Genomic DNA, 23,795 nt, shown 5'->3' with positions numbered 1-23,795 from the left:
ATAAAATGACAACATTAATCATCAATATCAAAGAGTTGCTTCAGGTTAGGGATTCTTCAATTTTGAAAGTATCGGGTGCTGAAATGGCGGTTCTACCCACTATCAAAAATGCCTATTTAGTACTTAAAAATGGACTTATTTCTGATTTTGGCTCTATGGAGGATTTGCCTAACATAAATCCAGAAAAGTGCATTGATGCAGACGGAAAAATAGTTTTACCTTCTTGGTGTGACAGCCATACCCATATTGTGTATGCGGGAAATCGGGAACAGGAATTTGTAGATCGAATCAATGGTTTGACTTATGAAGAAATCGCTAATCGTGGCGGTGGAATCCTAAATTCAGCTAAAAAACTGAACGAAACTTCTGAAGAAGAAATCTACCAACAATCCAAAACACGACTGGAAGAAGTCATGCATTTGGGAACCGGAGCAGTAGAAATCAAATCGGGATATGGATTAACCGTTGATGGAGAATTGAAAATGCTTCGCGTTATTCAAAGATTAGCTCAAAATTATCCCGTTACCATTAAAGCAACTTTTCTGGGTGCTCACGCTTTCCCATCTGAATACGCAACAAACCATAAAGGTTATATCGATTTAATCATCAATGAAATGCTCCCTGAAATTGCTGAAAATAAACTGGCAGATTTCATCGATGTATTTTGTGAAACGGGTTATTTTACTGTTGAAGAAACCCAAAAAATCATCGAAGCGGGAATTAAATTTGGCTTAAAGCCAAAGATCCATGTCAATCAGTTCAACTCCATTGGAGGAATTCAGACGGGAATAAAACACAATGCACTTTCCGTAGATCATCTAGAAGTAATGAAACCGGAAGATATTGAAGCGTTGAAAAATACTGAAACAATGCCTGTTGCATTACCATCTTGCTCTTATTTTTTGAGTATTCCTTACACTCCAGCACGAGTAATGATCGCGGCAGGACTTCCTCTCGCTCTCGCAACGGATTACAATCCGGGTTCTACTCCATCCGGAAATATGAATTTTGTTGTAGCAACTGCTTGCATCAAAATGAAAATGACTCCCGAAGAAGCCATAAATGCCGCCACAATAAATGGAGCTTATGCCATGGGAATTTCTGAAACTCACGGAAGCATCACCATTGGCAAAAAAGCAAATCTAATTATCACAAAACCCATTCCCTCCTACTATCAAATTCCTTATGCTTTTGGCAGCAATCTGATTGAAACTGTACTTTTAGAAGGTAAAATTTTTGCATAAAAAAAGAGGAACATTACGTTCCTCTTTTTTATTTTATTACAGTAATTGATTATCTCAATACAAAACTAGTTTTTGAAACTAAAACATCTTTATCGAAAATATTGATAAAATACGTTCCTTTAGCAAAATCTTTCCCTCTTAAATCTTCAGTTACTTGAATTGTTTTATTTTCATATTTAACATTCGTTAAAAAACTATATATTAAAGTATTATCTCCAAAAGCCTCTGTTTTTTTATCACCCAAAACATTATTTTTACTGTCAATAACTTGAACATAATATGTTTTATCGCCAGATTTAGCAATTTGGTTTTCAGCAATTGTAAAACTAACTCTAAGAACATCAGCTCTACTTGCCTTGTCTGTTTCAATTTGTTTACCAGAGCTTCTTAATTTAAAAGCTGATCCTCTTGTGTTTAAAACTGTTAATTTTGAACCAATTTCAACCGCTTTTGCTAATTCTTCATTTTGCCCAACTAATGCTTCATTGTATTTTTTAGATTCTCCTAATACTACTACTGTACTATCACGTTGTGTAGTTAAAGTTGTATTTTGTTTTTTCAATCCTTCATTTTCTGCCATTAAAACTTTCATATTCCCTTGTAAAGAAATGAATTGTGATCTATACTTAGACATTGAAGCAACATCGCCTTTAGATTTGTTTAAATCAGACATTAAGTTCACCACTTTATCTCTTTCTTGAATTAACTCATCAGACATAGATGTATTTTCTGCAATGGCAGCATCATAAGTTGATTTTAATTCTTGCAAATCTTTCATAACTGATTCTTTTTCAGTTAATGTCGTTTTCAATTCTGTTTTTACTACATCAGCATCGGAGGTCATTTTAAAAATATAAACTAAACTTCCCACTAATAAAATAGCTAATATCGCTACGACTGCTTTAAGACTTGAACTGCTTTTTTGATTTTCCATCTTGTATTTAATTTATTTTTTACAAATTTAACAATATATAACCACGTTATAACGTCAGTTGATGCAATTATATTATTTTTGGGAAAAATATTTTTTTTAATGGAAAAAATTATCCCGTTTACAATCAATGATCTTGCAAAAATTACGAACCACAGAAGTGGTGAAATAAAATTTGGAGAAAAAATGATAACCGTTCCAAAAGAGACTGATACTATTGAGTTTTTAAAAACTTGCGAAGCAAAATATGTCCTATTTGGAATACCGGAAGATATTGGCGTAAGAGCAAATTTTGGAAGACCTGGAGCGGCTTCTGCATGGGATAGTTCCATAAAAAGTATTGCTAACATTCAGCACAATCGTTTTTGCAAAGGAAGTCAGCTAATTATCTTAGGGCAGTTAGATGTGAGTGAAGCAATGGAAGAGGTTCAAAATTTAGATTTTAATGATAGTAATGATCGTTCTAAATTAAGCCAATTAGTCGATAAAATAGATAAGGATGTTTCTCATATCATTTTTAATCTTGTAAAACTAGGAAAAACTCCTATTGTTATCGGTGGCGGACACAACAACTCCTACGGCAATATAAAAGGATCAGCTCTAGCCAAAGGCAAACCCATAAATGCCATCAATTTTGACGCTCATTCTGATTTTAGAATTCTTGAAGGAAGGCACAGCGGTAATGGTTTTTCATATGCTTATGAAGAAGGTTTTTTGAAAAAATATTTTATTTTTGGTTTACACGAAAATTACACTTCTAAAAGTGTTTTAGATATCATTAAAAAAATAGAAGATCGTGTACGTTTTAATACCTATGATAGCGTAAACATTCGAAAAGAAAAAGAATTTGATTTAGAAATGGCTAATGCTTTAGAATTTATAAATGATGACTTTTTCGGAATTGAAATTGACTTGGATGCCATTCCAAATATTGCATGCAGTGCCATGACAATGAGCGGTTTTTCAGTCGAGCAACTTCGCCAGTTTATTTCGTTTTTTGCAAAAAACAAAAATGCTACCTACTTGCACATTTGTGAAGGCGCCCCCGATTTAGGAGAAGAAAAAAACAACCATTTAATAGGTAAACTTATTGGCTATCTTATTACTGATTTCATTAAATCAAATAATCCATAAATCTATTGTATTGATTCCTTTTTCAGTTTACGATCTATAAATTTGAATCCTGAATATCATATAAACAGTCATCAAAAATATTAATACTATCTTTGCAGTACTATCTATGTACTTAATACAAGATTTTTAATATCAAAAATATGTTATTCGAAGATTTACCACTTTCAAAAAGTATACAAAAAGCCGTATTTGAACAAGGCTATTTAGAAGCAACTCCAATACAAGAACAAGCTATTCCAATCGTTTTATCAGGAAGAGATATGATTGGTTGCGCTCAAACCGGTACCGGAAAAACTGCTGCTTTTGCCATCCCTATTATTCATCAATTGCATAGAATTGTGGGTTCATCAAAAAAAGCAAGTCCAATCCGTGCCCTGATTATTACACCTACAAGAGAATTAGCCGTCCAAATTGGCCAGAATTTTGACCAATATGGAAAATATACAAATTTAGTTCAACTGACTATTTTTGGAGGAGTTTCACAAGTGCCACAAGTAGAGATGCTAAAAAAAGGAATTGATATCCTGATTGCAACTCCGGGACGTTTGCTAGACTTAGTAAAACAAGGTTTTATCGATTTAGACCATTTACACACTTTGGTGCTAGATGAGGCCGATCAAATGCTTGATATGGGATTTGTTAATGACGTCAAAAAAATTGTGAAATTGACCCCTAATAACAGACAAACACTTTTTTTCTCAGCAACAATGCCAATGGCCATAAGAGAATTGGCCGAAATGTTTCTAAAAGATCCTGCAACAGTTACCGTTTCTCCAGTTTCATCAACTGCTGAAAATGTAGAACAACGTGTTTATTTTGTTGAAAAGGCAGAAAAGAGAAATCTACTATATCATTTAATTAAAAACGAAAATCTGTCTAATGTTTTGGTTTTTTCAAGAACGAAACATGGAGCTGACAATGTTGTAAAAGCGTTGCGAAAACACGATATTGCAGCCGAAGCTATTCATGGAGATAAGTCTCAAAATGCAAGACAACGCGTTTTAGAAGGATTCAAAAACAAAGAAGTCAATGTTTTAGTAGCTACTGATATTGCAGCTAGAGGAATTGATATTGACCAATTGCCATTTGTCATTAATTTTGATTTACCAAATATTCCAGAAACTTATGTTCATAGAATAGGTAGAACCGGTCGTGCAGGAAATGAAGGTATTTCAATTTCTTTTTGCAGCAAAGATGAGCATCAGTATTGGAAAGACATTCAAAAATTAATAAAAGTGGATGTAAAAATAGTAAGTGATCATCCGTACGGTTGGCATTCAGGAAGTCCGGAAACTGCTCCTGGTGCAACTCAAAAAAACTCAAACAGAAGCGGTGGAGCACATAAATCCAGAAAATCAGAAGTTTCTAAACAGAATAAAAAACGCTGGTACTAATTCTATTTAATACAAATAAAGCTTCTGTAAGAAAGCTCTTTTTAACTTTTGTAAAAACACACCGTTCGACGTCAATATACTAGTTATCAATGTTTTAATTACTAAATATGATTTTAAAATAAATAATATCATTAAATTTGATTTTAATTATTTAAAACCTTTAAAATTAAAACTTATGGAAACTTTAGTTAAAAGAAACGGTGGTTTATTCCCGTCAGTGAATACCTTTTTTGATGATTTTTTATCGACCAAAGATATTTTTGATTGGTCAGATAAAAATTTTACGGCGATTGGCAGTAATTTACCTTCTGTAAACTTAAAAGAAACAGATGATAAATTAGAAGTTGATATGGCTGTTCTTGGTATGAAAAAAGAAGATTTCAAAGTTGAAATTGACAATAATATGCTTACAATTTCTTCAGAGAAAGAAGAACAAAAAGAAGAAACACGAAAAAAAGACAATTATGTTAGAAAAGAATTTAACTATCAATCTTTTTTCAGATCTTTCACGTTGCCAGAATACATAGATGAAAATAAAATAGAAGCAAGTTATAAAGATGGAATTCTCCATGTTACAATTGCAAAAAAAGAAGGCGTTAAGAAAAGAGCCAATAAAACTATTGCCATAAAATAAAAACAGCTAAGCCTTTAAAACTGATCTTTTGGTTTTAAAGGCTTAACTGTTTTTAAGATTGATTCCTAAATTAAGAAATACTTATTAAAAAATTAATCATCAAATCACAACTAAAAAGTGCAAACAAATAGCTCTTTAATTTTTTGACACTAAAATATTGATGATTTTAAATAATTTTACCGAATCAAAAGGTTTTATGATAATATCATTGATTCCAGCTGAAATTGACTCTTCAGTTATTTCTGACTTATCAAACGCAGTTAAAGCCACAATTGGAATATCAATTCCTTTAAGCCGAATTTTTCTGGTAGTTTCAAAACCATTTATTAGAGGCATATTGATATCCATCAAGATTAAATCAAAACTTTCTTTATCTAATATCTCCAAGGCAGCGTATCCATTATCAACAACGCTGCATTTATAGTTATTCTTTTCGATGGTCTTTTTAGTCACTAACTGATTTATATGATTATCCTCAACTACTAAAACATTGATCATTTGAGTAGCGTTCATGTTGACTTGTATGTTATTGATAATCTCATAGGTTTTATCAGGATTAAATTCAAATGCAATTACAAATTTGAATTCTGTTCCCTTTCCAATGGCGCTTTGAAGAGCAATAGAACTATTAAATAATCCTAACAATTGTTTTACAATAGAAAGTCCAAGACCGGTTCCTTGATAGTCAGTTTCTTTTCTACCAACCTGCACAAATTTATCAAAAATCTTATCTTGGTCAGCTGATGCAATCCCTATACCGTTATCCTTAATTTGAAATTCAATAAAATGAGATTTATTCTCTATTTTTTCTAAATTCACATTTATAATTACTTCTCCATTATTAGTAAATTTCAATGCATTACTGACAAGATTCATGATGATTTGAGAGAGTCTTAACTTATCTCCTATTAAATATTCCGGAACTGCCGGATCGATATTTACTAAAATAAAATTATTATTATTTTTAGCTAAGAATGAAAGCGAATTTTTGATCATATTAATTTCATCTGAAATATTAAAAGTCAAATTTTCAAGAATAATTCTGTTGTCTTCAATTTTATTAATTTGAAGAATATCATTCACAAGTGACAATAAATATCTGGCAGAAAATTTAAGCGAACTTAAATGCGGACTATCCGCTAATTCTTTATGTTCATCAAGAAGCATATTTGTAATTCCTACAACACCATATAGAGGTGTCCGTAATTCATGACTTATAGTAGAGACAAATTGTGATTTTAACACAGAGACTTCTTCAGCTTTTTCTTTAGCAATTATGAGCTCTTTATTCGTCTTAGAAAGCTCTGCATTCGTTTTTTTCTTGAAATTATTATTTCTGAATAACGTATAAATCAACAACAACAACACTATAAAAATTACTGTGAACAACAAAACTATCATTTTAGATTTTTCTAAACTTTGAAGTTGTATGTCCTTTTCATTTTCAATTTTATCAATCTCTCTTTTGTATTCGTCTAATTCAACATTTATTCCGGCAACATTTGCTTTCTCTAGTTTTTCTTTATTATAAAGTTCTTCTGTAATTTTATTATAGTTCGAGAGGTTTTCGTAAGCTTTTTTATAATCTCCTTTAATTAATAAATATCTGGAATATTCGAGGTGTGCAAAGGATAAATCTGATTTCTGGTTTGCTTCCTTTCCAAATTTTATAGCATTCAAAAAATAGGTAGTCGCTTTTTCATGATTCCCTTTATAACCATAGTACATTCCGTTCAGCATATTTATAGCTCCTGCAGTGGTTTGATCACCATATTTAGTATCATATTTATTGACGAACTCTAAACTTGGGTATCCTTTTTGAAAATCACCAATATCAAAATATGCCCAAGCAATATTAAGTTTGGTTAAAAAAATTTGACTTGTATCAGCATTTTTTTGGCTATACGTAAGGGAATTTTTATAATAATTTATTCCTTTTTCATATTGTTTTTTTTCAAAGCAATAGATATTGCCTAAATTATTATTTATATGATTTTTTAAAGTATCATTATTAGTTCTATTAGCGTAGAATAACCCTTTGTTATAAAAAAAAATAGCTTTATCAAATTCGGCCAGTTCAGCATAATTAGCTGCAATTGTATTATAGGATATGGTTGTGTAATAACTATTATTGGTAGAAATAGAGTGATGCAATGCGAGTTTGGAACTCTCCAAGGATTTTTCAAAATTAGCATCCTTTAAATATTGGGAAGCTTGATCCGTTAATTTTCTAATTTCTTTTTTAGAAAATAATTTTGTCTGAGCAAATAAATTATCGCTTAAAGAATTTAACAGTAATAACACAAACAAAACAATACGTATCTGATACATAACCAATTAAAGTTTATCAAATATACATTTTATTAATAAAAAAAATAGGATAAATATTAAAATTAAATAGAATTCAGAAACCATTTAAAACACAAAAAAACCTGTTCAAATAATTGAACAGGTTTACTATACTATTTACTACCGATTTCTTTAACTATTCAGCAATTGTATCTTCATTTTTATCATCACCTTCCCATTGTCCTACTACTGATGTTGCTAAGGCATTTCCTAAAACATTAGTTGCGCTACGAAACATATCACAAAAATGATCTATTGGTAAAATTAAAGCGATTCCTTCAATTGGAATATCAAACATGCCACAGGTTGCAGCAACAACTACTAAACTTGCTCTTGGTACACCTGCAATTCCTTTGCTGGTAAGCATCAGAACTAAAAGCATTGTCATTTGTGTACCTAAATCTAAATCAATGCCGTATGCTTGTGCAATAAAAATACTTGCAAAAGTCATATACATCATGCTTCCATCCAAATTAAAAGAATATCCTAATGGCAACATAAAAGAAACAATTCTGTCTTTTACACCAAAACGCTCTAGTTCTTCCGTGAGTTTTGGAAAAACGGCTTCACTACTTGTTGTTCCAAAAGCAATAATTATTGGCCCTACGATTCTTTTAAGAAGAACAGTCATTCTGCTTTTAAGAAAAATATACCCTATCAATATCAATACTAGCCAAATTGACGAAATTCCAATTAAAAAAGAACCAAAAAATTTAAAATAGGTAATCGCTAATTCCTGAAAATCTCTTACTGCAAAAACTCCTGCAATAGCTCCGAAAACTCCTATTGGAGCAAACTTCATTACATAATTTACCATTTTAAGTACAATATGCGATGTTTTATCCAATGCATTGATCACTGGTTTTACATAATCTCCTAAAGATGCTGCCGCCAGACCAAAGAAAATGGAGAAAATCACAATTTGTAAAATTTCATTAGTTGCCATTGCTTCAAAAATACTTTTTGGGACAATATGCTCAATAAAGTTTTCAAATGAAATATTTTGTGTTTTTGCCGTCACCTCTGAAACAGATTCTAAATCAACATTTGATAAATTAAGACCAACTCCAGGCTCTAATACATTTACAAAAAACATCCCTAATAATAAAGAGATAAATGAAGCTGTAAAGAACCAGCCCATTGCTTTCCCCCCTATTCTTCCTACTGCTTTGATGTCACCCAGTTTAGCAATTCCCACAACAAGAGTGGTAAAAACTAATGGTGAAATAATCATCTGAACTAATCTAATAAATACGGTAGCGAGTATTTTAATTTTGGCACTAAATGATTGTGCTGCTTCTACAGTAATTGAATTATGAATTATGATGCCTAAAATGGCACCTAAAACCATAGCTATTAATATTTGACCGGTTAATCCTGAAAAAAAAGATGGTTTTTTAGTTGTATTGGTATTCATTAAATTGGTTATTAGGTTATCGGACTGGTCCTGATTGAACTATATCTTTTTTTGCGAAACGATAATGTAAAAACACGAAAAGCACCAAAAATTAGTATTAATATGTTTTGTTTATCAAATAAAAATCAGCTAATACAATGGCTGCCATTGCTTCAACAATAGGTACAGCACGTGGAACAACACAAGGGTCATGACGTCCTTTTCCAGTCATTTCAGTAATATTGCCTTTATTGTCTAACGACTCTTGTTTTTGCATGATTGTTGCCACAGGTTTGAAAGCAACACGGAAATAAATATCCATTCCGTTGCTGATACCACCTTGAATTCCGCCTGAAAGATTAGTTTTAGTAGTTCCATCAGTGTTGTATAAATCATTATGCTCACTACCTTTCATCTTAGCTCCATCAAAACCACTTCCAAATTCAAATCCTTTTACGGCGTTTATGGAGAGCATTGCTTTGCCAAGTTCCGCATGAAGTTTGTCAAAAACTGGTTCTCCCAGACCAATAGGTACATTTTGAATCACACATGTTACGGTTCCTCCTACTGTATCACCTTGTTTGCGAATATCACGTATGTATTCCTCCATGATTACTGCTGATTCTTCATCAGGACAGCGAACCGGATTATTTTCAGTTTTAGAAAAATCCAATTCCTGATACGATTTATTTAAATAAATTGGTCCTACAGATGATACGTAAGCATTGATTTTGATTTCTGGCAACATTTGTTTAGCAACGGCTCCTGCAACTACTCTACTTGCCGTTTCACGGGCAGAGCTGCGACCTCCGCCACGATAATCACGAACTCCGTATTTTTTTTCATATACGTAATCGGCATGACTGGGTCTGTAATTATCTTTTATATGGGAGTAATCGTCTGATTTTTGATTGGTGTTAGGAATAATAAAACCAATTGGAGTTCCTGTAGTTTTTCCTTCAAAAATTCCAGAGAGAAATTGTACATCATCCGGTTCTTTGCGTTGGGTAACTATAGCAGATTGACCCGGCTTTCTTCGTGACATTTCGAATTGAATCGCTTCTAAATCTATTGTGATTCCAGGAGGACAACCGTCTATTATTCCGCCTAAAGCGTCCCCATGAGATTCTCCAAAAGTTGTTATCCTAAATAATGTTCCGTAGCTATTTCCTGCCATTATAATTCGTTTTGAACAAAAGTACCATTTTAGTTTAAAGTTCAAAAGTTTATCCCGACATTTCAAGGTAAAGTTTTAAGAAACATTTCACATTTATTGTTATTAAATTAATCTTGTATTAGATTTCTTAACCTTTAATTCCATTTCTATTGCTAATAATTCTATTAATTTGGTAAACTTCAAATTTAAATACCTTGAAAAAACGAAAAGTAGAGTTAGTGGTGATTTCAGATGTACATCTGGGAACTTTTGGAAGCCATGCTAAAGAACTTTATAATTATTTATCTTCCATAAAACCTAAAACGTTAGTATTAAATGGTGATATTATAGATGTATGGCAGTTCCGAAAATCCTATTTTCCAAAAGCACATTTAAAAGTTATACAAAAAATTATAAGTTTAGCATCCAAAGGAACAAAGGTGTACTACATCACAGGTAATCATGATGAAATGCTCCGGAAGTTTAGCGACATGAACATGGGCAATTTTGCACTGGTTGACAAATTAGTATTGAATCTCGATGATCAAAAAGCATGGATATTTCATGGTGATGTTTTTGATGCATCCGTACAACATTCAAAATGGATTGCAAAATTAGGCGGTTTAGGATATGATTATCTGATACTTTCAAATCGTTTTGTAAACTGGTGTTTATTAAAAATAGGAAAAGAACCCTACTCGTTTTCTAAAAAAATAAAAGCAAGTGTAAAAAAGGCCGTGAAACACATTTCTGATTTTGAAGAAACGGCAACTGAATTGGCTATCGAAAAAAAATATGATTATGTAATTTGTGGCCACATTCATGAACCTAAAATGATTCGGAAAGAAAATAAAAATGGTGCTACTATGTATTTGAATTCTGGAGACTGGGTTGAAAATTTGACCGCATTAGAATACAATAGAAAACGATGGAAATTATTTCGTTACTCAGAATCCAATTATACTGAAGAGGAAAATCTTTTTGAAATGGAAGATATTTTGAGTAATCAGCTTATTGCGTCAATAATTTTTTAAATAGCATACTTTATATTAATTTTAGTTATTAAAAACTTAAAGATTATACAAAAGTGTAAATTATATAACTTTTCATTAAAATTTTATAAGCTTCATGTTGAACTTAACCATACCTTTGTTCCTATAAAAATTTACTTATGAAAAAAATTATTTTATCAGCAATAATGCTAATTGGATTAGCATTTACAGCACAAGCACAGGATATTTCAAAAAATGCATTAGGTTTACGTCTAGGTGGAAATAATGGTTTTGGTGGAGAACTTTCTTACCAAAGAGCATTAGGAAGCAACAATAGACTTGAGCTTGATTTAGGTTGGAGAAATAGAAGTAATTACAACAATAATGGTTATGATGACAACGCTATCAAACTAGCTGCTTTATACCAATGGGTTTGGAACATCGATGGTGGTTTCAACTGGTATGCAGGTGTTGGTGGTGGTGTAGGTAGCTACAGTTATGACAACAATAACGAATCATTTAATGATACTTTTGTATTTGCTGCTGGAGATATCGGTATTGAATATAATTTTGACATTCCATTGTTAATATCTTTAGATTTCAGACCTGAGTTTGGAGGAAATGGATATTACGAAAATAATTATGGTTCTGATATCGCATTAGGTCTTAGATACCAATTCTAATATTTATTAGAAAATTTACATAAAATAGGCTGTTCATAACGAACAGCCTATTTTTTTTTATTTAATAATAATCTCTTTTTTAGAATTAATTTTGACTACACAAAAAGGAGCGGTAAAAGCTTGTGTTACCATACTTCCGGGTTCCGGATTAATTTCTTTAACCGTAACTATTATATTTTTATCGGTCTCAACTACATTCTGAATTCCAATAGCGTAACCTCCCGTTGTTTTCTCTCCCATATTCAAAACAATAAAATTAGCATTCTTAACATCATCAGAACTAATCTTATTTTTCAAATTTTCATCATTCTGCAGCATTTTAATTTCGTTTGGTTCAGAAAGAATCTCAAAAAAACGAATACTTGCGCCACCATTCGTTTGTTGGGTTAGCACTTCGTACAATTTATTTGCATCCGAACTTTTCGATGATGTAGCTCCACAAGAAGCTAAAGCTAGCGTTAATACTGACAGAATAACTTTTTTCATTGTTCTTTTTTTAAATTAATTGGATAGCTTGAAAAGCTCATTTCGCTTTTTAATATTAATAAAACTGATAATTCTATTGGTATTTATTAATAGCTTTTTTGTACAATTCTTCATAGAGCGGTAAAATCTTTTTAATATCAAATTTTTCAGCAACAGACAAAGCATTTTCTTTGAACTTAGAAAGAGTTGCATCGTCTTTTAGAATTTTAAGTGCATTTTGAGCCATTTCATCCGTATTACCCACATCACTCAAATAACCTGAAAAACCATCAAAATTTACTTCTGGAAGTCCTCCTGAATTGCTTGAAATTACGGGTACTTTCCAAGCCATGGCTTCTAAAGCGGCAAGCCCAAAACTTTCGGTTTCAGATGGCAACAAGAATAAATCAGTATAACTCAATATTTTGTCAATTTCATTGCTATTCCCAAAAAAGATTACTTTGTCTAGAATACCTAATTCCTGACACAAGTATTCTGCTTTTTCTTTTTCTGGTCCATCACCAACCATCATTAATTTAGCCGGAATCTCTTTTTGAATATTATAGAATATTTTAATCACATCCGGAATTCGTTTTACTTTTCTAAAATTACTAATATGTGTAATAATTCTTTCGTTTCCCTTAGCCATAACCGAACGATGACAAGCAATGCTAGGATCGTTAACGTTTTTGTCCAATTCTATAAAATTAGGGATAACCTCAATCTCCTTTTTTATATTAAATAATTTTAGCGTATCATCTTTCAAACTTTGGGAAACTGAAGTAACAAAATCAGATTTATTTATACTGAAAGTTACTGCAGGTTTATAAAATGGATGATTTCCTACTAAAGTAATGTCCGTTCCGTGCAAAGTGGTAATCATTGGGATATCAATCCCTTCATCTTTCAGCATTTGCTTGGCCATGTAACCTGCATAAGCATGAGGGATGGCGTAATGAACATGCAGCAATTCAATTTTATATAGTTTCACCATATCCACGAGTTTGCTTGATAAAGCCAATTCATAAGGCTGATAATGGAACAATGGATATTCAGGCACATTTACTTCGTGATAATGCACATTAGCATTTAAAAGTGCCAAACGCACTGGTTGACTATAGGTTATAAAATGTATTTCGTGACCACGCCTTGCTAATTCAAGACCTAATTCTGTAGCGACAACACCACTACCTCCAAAGGTAGGATAACAAACTATTGCAATTTTCATGTATGTATTTTAATAAAACGAAATTAATAAAAATAGGAATGGGTTTTATGGAAATTTAAGTTAAATAGTTTCAAAATTAAAATTTCATTCGTTGAATTCTTACAGCATTCAAAATTGCTAATAAAGCTACACCAACATCTGCAAAAACAGCCTCCCACATTGTAGCCAATCCTCCTGCACCCATTACTAAAACGATTGCTTTAACCGAAAATGCTAAACCAATATTTTGCCAAACAATTTGTTTTGTCTTTTTACCAATATTTATTGCTGTGAAAATCTTAGTAGGCTGATCGTTTTGAATCACTACATCGGCAGTTTCAATAGTTGCATCACTTCCTAAAGCACCCATCGCGATTCCTACATCAGCCAAAGCAATTACAGGAGCATCATTTACACCATCGCCTGCAAATATTAACTTTAAATTCTGTTGCTTGAGTTCTGAAACTTTTTGAACTTTACCTTCCGGTAATAAATCACCATATGCATGATCAATGTTCAACTCTTTGGCGACAAGCGAAACTATTGCCTGATTGTCTCCAGAAAGCATTATCGTTTTGATGTTTAATTTATGTAAACTCTGGATTGCTTCTTTTGCATCCTCTTTAATCTCATCGGCAATAAGGAAATAACCTGCATATTTTTGATTGATGGCCACTACAATAATTGTAAATGGAATCGTATCAATTTCAGAATCATAACTAATATTAAATTTTTTCATTAATTTAGCACTTCCAACCAAAATTTCTTTCCCGTCTACCAGACCTTTCATACCATGTCCCGCAATTTCTTTCACCTCGGTAATAGCAGTGTCTTTAATACTATCTTTTGCATATTCAATTATTGCAGAACCTACTGGATGCGTTGATTTTGTTTCAATCGCTGCCGTATATTTTACTAAATCAGCTTCCGAAATCCCAACAGCTACCACTTTTTGGACTTTAAAAACGCCCTTTGTCAATGTTCCTGTTTTATCCATAATCACAACTTGAATAGTTGCTAAAACATCTAGAAACGTAGAACCTTTTATCAGAATCCCATTTTTACTTGCTGCGCCAATTCCGCCAAAATAACCTAACGGTATAGAAATGACCAATGCACAAGGACAAGAAATCACCAAGAAAATTAAGGCCCTGTACAGCCATTCTTTGAAAACATAATCAGCGACAAATAACAATGGAATCAAACAAATTCCGATAGCCAGAAAAACAACTATTGGAGTATATATTTTGGCGAATTTCCTAATAAACAATTCGGTTGTAGCTTTTTTAGCTGTGGCTTCCTGAACCATTTCAAGAATTCTGGACAATTTACTGTCACTAAAAACAGCTGTGACTTCAACCTGGGCAACAGTATTAAGATTTATCATTCCAGCAAGAACAGCTTCACCCACTTGCTTCGTGTCCGGTTTGCTTTCTCCGGTTAAAGCCGCCGTATTAAAAGTAGCACGTTCTGACAGCAGTTTTCCATCCAAAGCTAATTTTTCACCTTGTTTTAGCTGAATGATTTCTCCAATAACAATATCCGAAGCTTTTTTTGAAATGGTTTCATATCCTTTAATAACATTTGCAGAATCTGGTCTTTGGTCTAATAAAGATTTGATACTCGATTTGGCTCTTTTCACGGCTAACATTTGGAATAATTCCCCAATGGCATAAAATAACATTACGGTAACACCTTCAGCATACTGTCCGATACCAAAAGCACCAACTGTAGCAAGACCCATTAAAAAAAATTCAGAAAAAATATCGCCCTTGCATATGCTTTGAAAAGCTTCTTGCAATACTGGGAAACCTACAGGAATATAGGCAACGACATACCATACAATTCGAATCCAGCCACTAAACCAGGATTGTGGAAAATAATTATCAAACAATAAAGCAATTACTAGTATTATTGAACTTATTATGGAAGGTAAAAACATTTTGAAGGTTCCTTCACTGCCATTTGAATGATTGTGGTCATGATCGTGCACAACGTGATTTTCAGGATCATTATCTAATGAACAGCATCCCGTTTCTTTACTAATTGGTGTACTTGCATTTTCTTCCACTGAGCAACAAACTATTTGATGACTAGCGCTATTTTTATGTTTGAGCTCCATAATTACAATACGTTATAGCTTCTAAAAGTACAAAATTAACTTTTGAAAAGTTATCCATTCTCATTTATTTCTAAACCAAGACTGATCTCGAAATAGTTAATCTTAATCTGTAATTGCTTCATAAATCACTTTCTGGATATCTTCCCGAATATTTTCTTTCGATAATCTATTTTCGCCTGCAATTGGAAAAGTTCTATTCGATAAAAACACATAGACAATTTGCGTTTCGGGATCAGCCCAAGCCATCGTTCCTGTATAACCGGTATGACCAAAACTGGTCATCGATGCACAACCGCACGTAGGTCCTTCTGCACCCAATTGTGGTTTATCAAAGCCAACACCTCTCCTATTTCCTGCCGCACAAAAATAACAGGTGTTAAAATCTTCAAATGTCTTTTCAGAAAAATACTGCTGATTGCCATACTTCCCTTTTTGCAAGTATAGCTGCATTATTTTAGCCACATCCATTGCATTCGAAAAAACACCTGCGTGACCCGAAACTCCGCCTTCTAAAGCTGCTGATAAATCGTTGACATATCCTTGCAAAAGCTGATGACGGAAATACGTATCAGTTTCTGTTGGTGGAATTCTGTTTTTATCAAACTTAGACAATGGATTGAAACTTGAATTATTCATTCCTAATGAACGGTAGAAATTCTCTTGAATCAAAACATCGAGTTTTTGACCCGTTGTTTTTTCTAAATAATCTTTCAAAATCATAAAAGTAAGATCGCTATACTTGTATTCTTTTTTCAATGAAAGCTTACTCTTAACAATCATTTTCATAATGGTGTCGCTAAAATCATTTCTTATAAAAAGACTGTCTGTCATTCGTTTAGAAAACTGATCTTCTGATGTTTTTCTAAAATAAACTTCCGAAGGAAATTTAGATTTGTCCATTGTCGCTTTATAAAATGGAATTCCAGCAGCAAGTCCCGCGTAATGAGACAATAAATCCTTAAAATTAATATTCGCCTTATTCGAATCTTTAAAAATGGAAGACATTGTTCCTAATGTAGTTTCCAAATTTATTTTTTTCTGATCGTATTGCAACATGACATTGGGCAACGTAGCCAGAATTTTTGTCAACGAGGCAACATCATAAATATCTGAATCTTGAACTTTAATCATTTTATCATAGGTATGGTGCCCGAATGATTTTTGATAAATAACTTTTCCTTTTCTGGCTACCAAAACCTGAATTCCGGGTGTCATTTTACCATTAATCGCTTTATTGGCGATACCATCAATTTTTGATAAAATTTCAGCATTCATTCCCACATTTTCAGGAGTTGTAAATCCTAAGCGATTTAACTTTTCAGTTGCTAAACCATCATTTACTTTAAAGCTTGTATTAATAGAAACCGGTAATTTTCCTTTGGCTTCAATAGCACCAAAAATTAGTTCTGCAGAAACTATTTGTGCAATAGTACTATTTTGATAAGAAACGACCAATCCTTCGAAATCATCAAAATTTGTAATGGGTAATAACGAATATGGTTTTGCAAAAACATCTAGAATTACATTATTATTTTTGGCTAAAAAATTGATTTTAAATAATTCATCTGATTTTAAATCATCGTTTCTAAAAGCAATATCTGATTTGTGATATCCAATAATTACAGTTGTAAAAGGTAGTAATTTAACTTGTAAACTGTCCAGATTAGTATCTTCAATTACAGTTATTTCAGCGTATTTTTTCAAAGTCGCAACAAAAGCATCATTGTTGTCATCTCCTATTTTTACGTAGGCTATTTTTTGTTTGTCCAAATTTTTAATTGGCAAAACTGCTGCTGTATTTTTTAGAACCGTAATTGCATTTTCATACAACTCATAGTGTAAAGCATCATTTTCGGATGAATTTAAATCGTTGTATAAATTTTCCGTTATAATTGGTTTGAAACTATTCAAGCCGGCTTTGTACTTGAACTTTAGAATTTTCTTTACCGAAAAAGCCAATCGTTCATCAGTAAATAAATTTAGGGAATACGCAAGTTGAAATTTCTCAATTGCAGCGGGAACATCTTCAGGAAATAACAGCACATCATTTCCAGCCATAAAAGCTTCAAAATTAATTTCGCTTGGTAATTTAAAGGTGCTTACACTTTTCATATTCAAAGCATCAGTAAAAATAAGTCCTTTAAATCCCAATTCTTTTTGAAGAATATTAGTTACCACATTGTAAGAAATCGAAGAAGGATAATTAGGTCTTGGCTCTAAACTAGGAACGTTTAAATGCGCGACCATAACAGACGAAAGTCCTTCATGAAACATTTTTTTATACGGATAAAACTCAACGTCCGATAATCTCTCTTTAGAAAAATTAATGGTTGGTAAGCCTTTATGAGAATCCGTTTCAGTATCGCCATGACCTGGAAAATGTTTTCCGGTAGAAAAAATTCCTTCACTTTGAACGCCTTTCATTAAAGCAATGGCACGTTCAGTAACTTTAAATTTATCTTCGCCAAAAGAGCGAAAACCTATAATGGGATTTCTGGGATTTGTATTGATATCGAGAACTGGTGCAAAGTTAAATTGCAATCCCAATCGTTTGCTTTGTTCCCCCATTTGAACACCAACTTTCTCCAATAGTTTCATGTCTTGGATGGCTCCAAGTGTCATATTCCAAGGATAACGATAGGTAGAATCCAATCGCATACCCAAACCCCATTCAGCATCACTACCAATAAACAAGGGGATTTTTGACTTCGATTGAAAACGGTTGGTTAATTTCACTTGACGAACAGGAACACCTTGAAAGAAAATTAATCCTCCAATTTTATTTTCCTGAATCAGTTTATCAATAGCGTTGAAGTGTACGGTATCTTTATTAGAATAAGCGGCAACCATAAATAATTGCCCAAATTTTTCCTCTAAAGTCATAGCATTGTAAACACTATCAACCCATTTATTTCCTTGAGGAGATAATTCAAAAAGTGTGGGAATATTGCTAGATTTTATACTGTCCAAATTTGTTTTGGACGGCACGTTGGAAACAATTACTTTATTCTTATTAATTTTTGTCCCAACACAACTTGAAGCCACAAAGAAAATTAAGACATAAAATGAAACAATTTTGATGCCTATTTTTCTCATTGAACTGTTTTGTTTAAAAAAAGCGACTATGCCAGCTATCGATGGCTGGAACTTCCCAGGATTCATTATATTCTTCTATATTATTAACCAGATTATTGAAAACGATTGTGTTTTCAGTAACGGCTTTGTCTTTTACCATTTTCTTAAAATCAATCAAAGGCTTATGCGCAATATGCTCACCAAGTTTGAAAGTAACATTCATTTTATCCAATAAATCAACAGTATATTTTTGTTCCAAACTTTGAATAAATTCTACAGAAGAGTCAATGGAACATCCTGTAGCAGCTTGTACATCCTGATTTACGGCAATAATTATAAATCGGTTGTATTTTAATTGGTACGATGATTCTAAACTGGTACCATGCGCAGCCCAACCTTCCAGAAAGGATTGCAAGGCAATTTCTATTTCAGAAAACTCGGCGTCCGAAAATTTTCTGTTTGATTGATAAATCCAGATTTTAGATTCTTCGGGTAAATTTTCAAATGGAACAAACATCTTAATTATGAGTTATGAATTTTGAATTACAAAATCAAAATTCGTGATTTTTAATTGATTTATAAATCCTGTGCATTAGCAATCAATTCCGCTATATCCATAACTTTTACATCGCCTTCCTTTTCTTTATTTTTAATACCATCAGTCATCATGGTATTGCAAAAAGGACAACCCGCAGCAATTATTTCTGGTTTTGTTTCTAAAGCATCTTCGGTTCTTTCAACATTGATTTCCTTGTTTCCAGGTTCAGCATCTTTAAACATTTGGGCACCACCAGCACCACAACACAAACCGTTAGCTTTGGAACGTTTCATCTCCACTAATTCAGCATCCAATTTAAGAATCAAATCTCTAGGTGCTTCATATACATTATTAGCTCTTCCTAAATAGCAAGGATCATGAAAAGTAATTCGTTTTCCTTTGAATTGTCCTCCTTCAATGGTCAATCTTCCGTCGTCTAATAACGATTTCAGAAATTCAGTATGGTGAACCACTTCATATTTTCCGCCTAATTCCGGATATTCATTTTTTAGTGTATTGAAACAATGCGGACAAGCAGTAACAATTTTTTTTGCTTCGTATGCATTCAAAACCTCAATATTCATCATGGCTTGCATTTGAAACAAAAACTCATTCCCTGCTCTTTTTGCTGGATCTCCAGTACAACTTTCTTCAGTGCCTAACACAGCAAAAGAGACATTTGAACGATTTAAAATTTGTACAAATGCTTTTGTTATTTTTTTTGCTCTATCGTCAAAACTTCCTACACAACCCACCCAAAATAAAACTTCTGGTTGTTTCCCTTGAGCTAACATTTCGGCCATAGTTGGCACTATTAAATTCTCTGACATAATATTTTGTTGATTCGGTTATTTGCTTATTTGGTCAATCACAAATTCTTACTTTTTAATTGATTATTGAACATACAAATAATCAATTAAACAGTCAAACAATTTAATGACTATTCATTTTTCCAATTCAATCGATCTTGTTGATTGTATTGCCACGGTGCACCATTATTTTCAATATTGGTCATCATTGCATTTATTGGCATAGGTGCAGCACTTTGTTCCATTACCAAATAGCGTCTCATATCCATAATGATTGAAAGCGGACTAATATTCACTGGGCATTCTTCTACACATGCATTACATGATGTACATGCCCAAAGCTCTTCAGCAGTAATATAATCGTTTAATAAAGATTTGTTATCCGGAATAAAAATACCTTTATTAGCATCTATATTTCTTCCCACTTCTTCCATCCTATCTCTTGTATCCATCATGATCTTGCGAGGAGACAATTTTTTACCTGTTATATTAGCTGGACAAGATGATGTACAACGCCCGCATTCCGTACACGTGTAGGCATTCAATAATTGAACCCAATTTAAATCCTGAATATCACTAGCTCCAAATTTACTTGGCACTGCATTCTCATCCACTGGTGCAGCTGCAAATGGATCAGCATTAGGATCCATCATTAATTTTACTTCATTTGTAACTGATTCTAAATTATCAAATTGACCTTGAGGATTTAGATTTGCAAAATACGTATTTGGAAATGCTAACAGAATATGTAAGTGCTTTGAAAAATAAAGGTAGTTCATGAAAATTAAAATACCCACAATGTGCAACCACCAAAATATTTCAGAAAGAAGCATCACTAACTCATTAGACATTCCATTAAATAATGGCTCTATAAATTGACTTATAGGAAATGACCCCGCTTTAATAAAGTGAGAAAAACCTCCAGGTACATTTTGCAAATGCAAATCGGAAGCATTCATTAATAAAAACAATGTCATTAAGACTACTTCAAAATACAAGATATAGTTCGCGTCACTTTTAGGCCAGTCTTTTAGGTCAGAACTTACAAATCTCTTTAGTTTGATAACATTTCTTCTGCTCCAGAAAACAACTACAGCTACTAAAACTAAAAACGCTAAAATTTCGAAAGAAGCAATTAGCACGTCATACGTAGTTCCTAAAAAAGCAAAAATACGATGCGTACCAAAAAGTCCGTCGATTATAATTTCTAATAACTCTATGTTTATAATTACAAATCCTACATAAACTATAATATGAAGCACACCTGCAACGGGTCTTTTTACCATTTTAGATTGTCCTAGAGCAATCATAGCCATATTAGTCCAACGTGCTTTAGGATTATCAGAACGATTCACATCGTTTCCAAGATTAATATTTCTTATTATTTTTTTAACGCTTTTAAAAAAATAACCAAAACCAATTACCAATAATATGGCAAATAAAACATTATCCAAATAGCTCATAGTTGCTAATTTTTTTCAATAGTTATAGAATCATTTACGGGAGCAATATAAGGTTTATTTTTCTTTCCAAACAAAGAAACATTAACATATCTTGTAGGATAAAGTCTTATATCTTGCAATAATAATTCTAATTCTTTTGTAGTAGTTCTAACATTTTCATAGAAGGCATCATCGTTCAATAATTTACCCATAGAACCTTTTCCAGATTGTAAACCAGTCATTATAACATCGACTTTCGCCAAAGTTGAATTTAGGTTTTTAACAGTTTTACCAAGATCTGCTTTATTTAATGAATCCGATATTTTAGAAAAATTCCCAGATATTTTATTAAAGTTGGCAACAACACCGTTTATTTGAGTTTTATTATTATCCAATAATGTATTAACACTCAAAGAAGCTTTGTGGAATTGTTCGATTGTTTTACTCAAATCTGCCAGACTGCGCTTCAAATCTTCCTGCCCTTTTTTATCCAAAACATTGTTAAATCCTGATATTAAAGTATCAGTATTACCTAATAATTTTTCAAGTTTTTCTTGTAAAGGGACTAATTTTTCCCCTACTTTATCAGTAAGTCCTGATTTTATATTTCCTGATAATCTTTGACCATCAACTGCTAATTCAGTGTCATTAAAGTTTGGATAAATTGCAATTTGCTTTCCACCAATAAATCCAGGTTCGTAAATAGAAGCTATACTGGTTTTAGAGATAGGAAAATCAGTTTTTAATTGTAACTCAACCATTAACTTTCCTGTTTTTTCATCTATAGTAATTGAATTTACTTTACCAATTACTAATCCATTTAGTGTAACAGGTGCAGATGTAGTTAAACCCTCTACATTTTCATATTCTACATAAAATGTTTTATAATTAGAAAAAAGGTCTCTCCCTTTCAAAAAACTATAGCCCCAAATAAATAATAAAATAGATGCTATTACTAAAATAGCTGTTTTAATTTCTCTTGATATTTTCAAAATTTGTGTATTTTTTACAAATTTAATATAAATTATTTTAACTTGTTATTATTATTTAAGCGCTTCTTGAATAGTAATTTTCTTTCCGTCCTTAAATGCAATAAGGTAAGCAGTATTATACCCTTTAGATTTTGCAACTTTCAGATTCTCTTTTGCCTCATTATAGTCTGAAGTCGAACCATATAGATATTTATAGAAAACACCTTTAGTAGACACTACCGAGACCTCTTTTAGACCTTTAAAGTTATTTGGATTTAATTTGATATTTTTATTTCCGGCAGCAATTTGAACTTTGAAAACAACTTTAGAGGATTCTATTTTAGATGCTTTTTTTTGTACAAATGACTCTGATTCAGTATTATTAGAATTATTTTTTATTCCCCTAATAGCTACTACTTTTGATGAATCTTCTTGATCATTTTTACCTGCTTTATTTCCAAAATATTCTTTTTTATAATTAATAATTGCCACTGCTATGGCTTCTGCCATTTCATTTTGACCTTGATCTGAATTCAAATAAAGCCCTTCTTTGTTATTGGATAAAAAGCCTAGCTCAATCAAAACACTAGGCATGTACGCAGCGTCTAAAACCCATAGAGGAGTTTGCTTAATCCCTCTTGATTTCCTTTTTAATTTATTTTTAAAATTGTTTTCGATTTTTGAAGCCAGATTAATACTTCTATCTAAGTAATCTTCTTGTAAAATTTTCAGTCCTATTAAAGTTTCAGGATTCTTAGGATTGAAACCTTTATAGGTCTCTTTGTAATCTTTCTCTAATAGTATTACAGAATTCTCTTGCTTAGCAATCTCTAAATTACTGCTGCTTCTCGCTAAACCCATTACAAAGGTTTCTGAACCATAGGGAACTGGATTTTTAACCGAATTACAATGTATTGAAATAAATAAATGAGCATCCAGTTTATTAGCAATTTTGGGTCTGTCTACTAATTCTATAAAAACATCCGTTTTTCTGGTGTGAATAATTTGAATATCTTTATCCTTCTTAAGGTATTTATCTAATTTTAAAGACGTTTTAAGTGCGATTTCTTTTTCAACGAAACCGTGGTATGAATTGCCAGGGTCTTTACCACCATGGCCAGCATCTAAAATAACGATAAACTTAGTATTCGACTGAGAAAAAATATTTACGGTGAAGAATGTAAATATGCATAAAATTAATGTTTTGATTTCTCTTTTTATTTTCAAAATTAAGTATTTATCAATTTAAAATC

Annotated in this window: 19 protein-coding genes; 6 read left to right on the top strand and 13 right to left on the bottom strand. The window is 32.2% G+C overall.

Annotated elements, in window-relative coordinates; translation table 11 throughout:
* The first annotated feature begins 5 nt into the window (after window positions 1-5).
* Window positions 6-1,244 (top strand): imidazolonepropionase, encoded by a 1,239-nt coding sequence (hutI, locus tag BMX64_RS06225; protein ID WP_091168528.1) that lies wholly within the window; start codon window positions 6-8, stop codon window positions 1,242-1,244.
* 49 nt (window positions 1,245-1,293) lie between these two features.
* Here hutI and BMX64_RS06220 read toward each other — a convergent pair whose 3' ends face one another.
* Complete coding sequence (locus BMX64_RS06220; protein WP_091168522.1) at window positions 1,294-2,178, bottom strand: hypothetical protein; 885 nt, start codon at window positions 2,176-2,178, stop codon at window positions 1,294-1,296.
* A 99-nt stretch (window positions 2,179-2,277) separates the two neighbouring features.
* On the opposite strand from BMX64_RS06220, the gene BMX64_RS06215 reads away from it, so the two are divergent.
* From BMX64_RS06215 to BMX64_RS06205, 3 genes are all read left to right on the top strand, one after another.
* Window positions 2,278-3,309 carry a formimidoylglutamase gene (locus tag BMX64_RS06215; RefSeq protein ID WP_091168519.1) on the top strand — a complete coding sequence of 344 codons (1,032 nt, stop codon included), beginning with the start codon at window positions 2,278-2,280 and terminating at the stop codon, window positions 3,307-3,309.
* A gap of 140 nt (window positions 3,310-3,449) precedes the next feature.
* Complete coding sequence (locus BMX64_RS06210; protein ID WP_091168517.1) at window positions 3,450-4,703, top strand: DEAD/DEAH box helicase; 1,254 nt, start codon at window positions 3,450-3,452, stop codon at window positions 4,701-4,703.
* A gap of 175 nt (window positions 4,704-4,878) precedes the next feature.
* Window positions 4,879-5,337 carry an Hsp20/alpha crystallin family protein gene (locus BMX64_RS06205; RefSeq protein WP_091168514.1) on the top strand — a complete coding sequence of 153 codons (459 nt, stop codon included), beginning with the start codon at window positions 4,879-4,881 and terminating at the stop codon, window positions 5,335-5,337.
* 135 nt (window positions 5,338-5,472) lie between these two features.
* On the opposite strand, the gene BMX64_RS06200 is transcribed toward BMX64_RS06205, so the two are convergent.
* The 3 genes from BMX64_RS06200 to aroC form a co-directional block, all read right to left on the bottom strand.
* On the bottom strand, window positions 5,473-7,668 hold the full coding sequence (locus tag BMX64_RS06200; RefSeq protein WP_091168511.1) for a response regulator: 2,196 nt from the start codon (window positions 7,666-7,668) through the stop codon (window positions 5,473-5,475).
* 154 nt (window positions 7,669-7,822) lie between these two features.
* Window positions 7,823-9,103 carry a dicarboxylate/amino acid:cation symporter gene (locus BMX64_RS06195; RefSeq protein WP_167543029.1) on the bottom strand — a complete coding sequence of 427 codons (1,281 nt, stop codon included), beginning with the start codon at window positions 9,101-9,103 and terminating at the stop codon, window positions 7,823-7,825.
* 97 nt (window positions 9,104-9,200) lie between these two features.
* Entirely contained in the window at window positions 9,201-10,259 is a 1,059-nt protein-coding gene (gene aroC / locus BMX64_RS06190) for a chorismate synthase (RefSeq protein ID WP_091168504.1), read from the bottom strand.
* 194 nt (window positions 10,260-10,453) lie between these two features.
* On the opposite strand from aroC, the gene BMX64_RS06185 reads away from it, so the two are divergent.
* Both BMX64_RS06185 and BMX64_RS06180 read left to right on the top strand, forming a co-directional pair.
* On the top strand, window positions 10,454-11,272 hold the full coding sequence (locus BMX64_RS06185) for a UDP-2,3-diacylglucosamine diphosphatase (RefSeq protein WP_091168500.1): 819 nt from the start codon (window positions 10,454-10,456) through the stop codon (window positions 11,270-11,272).
* A gap of 137 nt (window positions 11,273-11,409) precedes the next feature.
* The gene (locus BMX64_RS06180) at window positions 11,410-11,913 is read left to right on the top strand and encodes a hypothetical protein (RefSeq protein ID WP_091168496.1); all 504 of its coding nucleotides are present in this window, start codon (window positions 11,410-11,412) and stop codon (window positions 11,911-11,913) included.
* Between the two features lie 57 nt (window positions 11,914-11,970).
* On the opposite strand, the gene BMX64_RS06175 is transcribed toward BMX64_RS06180, so the two are convergent.
* From BMX64_RS06175 to BMX64_RS06135, 9 genes are all read right to left on the bottom strand, one after another.
* A complete protein-coding gene (locus BMX64_RS06175) occupies window positions 11,971-12,399 on the bottom strand; it encodes a protease complex subunit PrcB family protein (protein ID WP_091168493.1) in 429 nt (142 codons plus the stop codon).
* A 73-nt stretch (window positions 12,400-12,472) separates the two neighbouring features.
* Entirely contained in the window at window positions 12,473-13,606 is a 1,134-nt protein-coding gene (gene bshA, locus BMX64_RS06170; protein ID WP_091168489.1) for an N-acetyl-alpha-D-glucosaminyl L-malate synthase BshA, read from the bottom strand.
* A gap of 76 nt (window positions 13,607-13,682) precedes the next feature.
* Window positions 13,683-15,707, bottom strand: coding sequence for a heavy metal translocating P-type ATPase (locus tag BMX64_RS06165; RefSeq protein WP_091168484.1), 2,025 nt, complete (start codon window positions 15,705-15,707; stop codon window positions 13,683-13,685).
* 102 nt (window positions 15,708-15,809) lie between these two features.
* A complete protein-coding gene (locus BMX64_RS06160; RefSeq protein ID WP_091168480.1) occupies window positions 15,810-18,803 on the bottom strand; it encodes a serine hydrolase domain-containing protein in 2,994 nt (997 codons plus the stop codon).
* Window positions 18,804-18,816: 13 nt separating this feature from the next.
* A complete protein-coding gene (locus tag BMX64_RS06155) occupies window positions 18,817-19,299 on the bottom strand; it encodes an ABC transporter ATPase (RefSeq protein ID WP_091168477.1) in 483 nt (160 codons plus the stop codon).
* A 59-nt stretch (window positions 19,300-19,358) separates the two neighbouring features.
* The gene (locus tag BMX64_RS06150) at window positions 19,359-20,150 is read right to left on the bottom strand and encodes a (Fe-S)-binding protein (RefSeq protein ID WP_091168474.1); all 792 of its coding nucleotides are present in this window, start codon (window positions 20,148-20,150) and stop codon (window positions 19,359-19,361) included.
* A 110-nt stretch (window positions 20,151-20,260) separates the two neighbouring features.
* The gene (locus tag BMX64_RS06145; RefSeq protein ID WP_091168470.1) at window positions 20,261-21,592 is read right to left on the bottom strand and encodes a 4Fe-4S dicluster domain-containing protein; all 1,332 of its coding nucleotides are present in this window, start codon (window positions 21,590-21,592) and stop codon (window positions 20,261-20,263) included.
* Window positions 21,593-21,597: 5 nt separating this feature from the next.
* The gene (locus tag BMX64_RS06140) at window positions 21,598-22,563 is read right to left on the bottom strand and encodes an MlaD family protein (protein WP_091168467.1); all 966 of its coding nucleotides are present in this window, start codon (window positions 22,561-22,563) and stop codon (window positions 21,598-21,600) included.
* Window positions 22,564-22,614: 51 nt separating this feature from the next.
* Window positions 22,615-23,769, bottom strand: a complete 1,155-nt coding sequence (locus BMX64_RS06135; RefSeq protein ID WP_091168463.1) for an N-acetylmuramoyl-L-alanine amidase family protein — start codon at window positions 23,767-23,769, stop codon at window positions 22,615-22,617.
* Between the last annotated feature and the right edge of the window lie 26 nt (window positions 23,770-23,795).

The organism is Flavobacterium sinopsychrotolerans (assembly GCF_900110375.1).
Lineage (GTDB): Bacteria > Bacteroidota > Bacteroidia > Flavobacteriales > Flavobacteriaceae > Flavobacterium > Flavobacterium sinopsychrotolerans.
The sequence above is the reverse complement of the archived record's forward strand: the minus strand, read 5'-3'. Positions and strand labels throughout refer to the sequence as shown.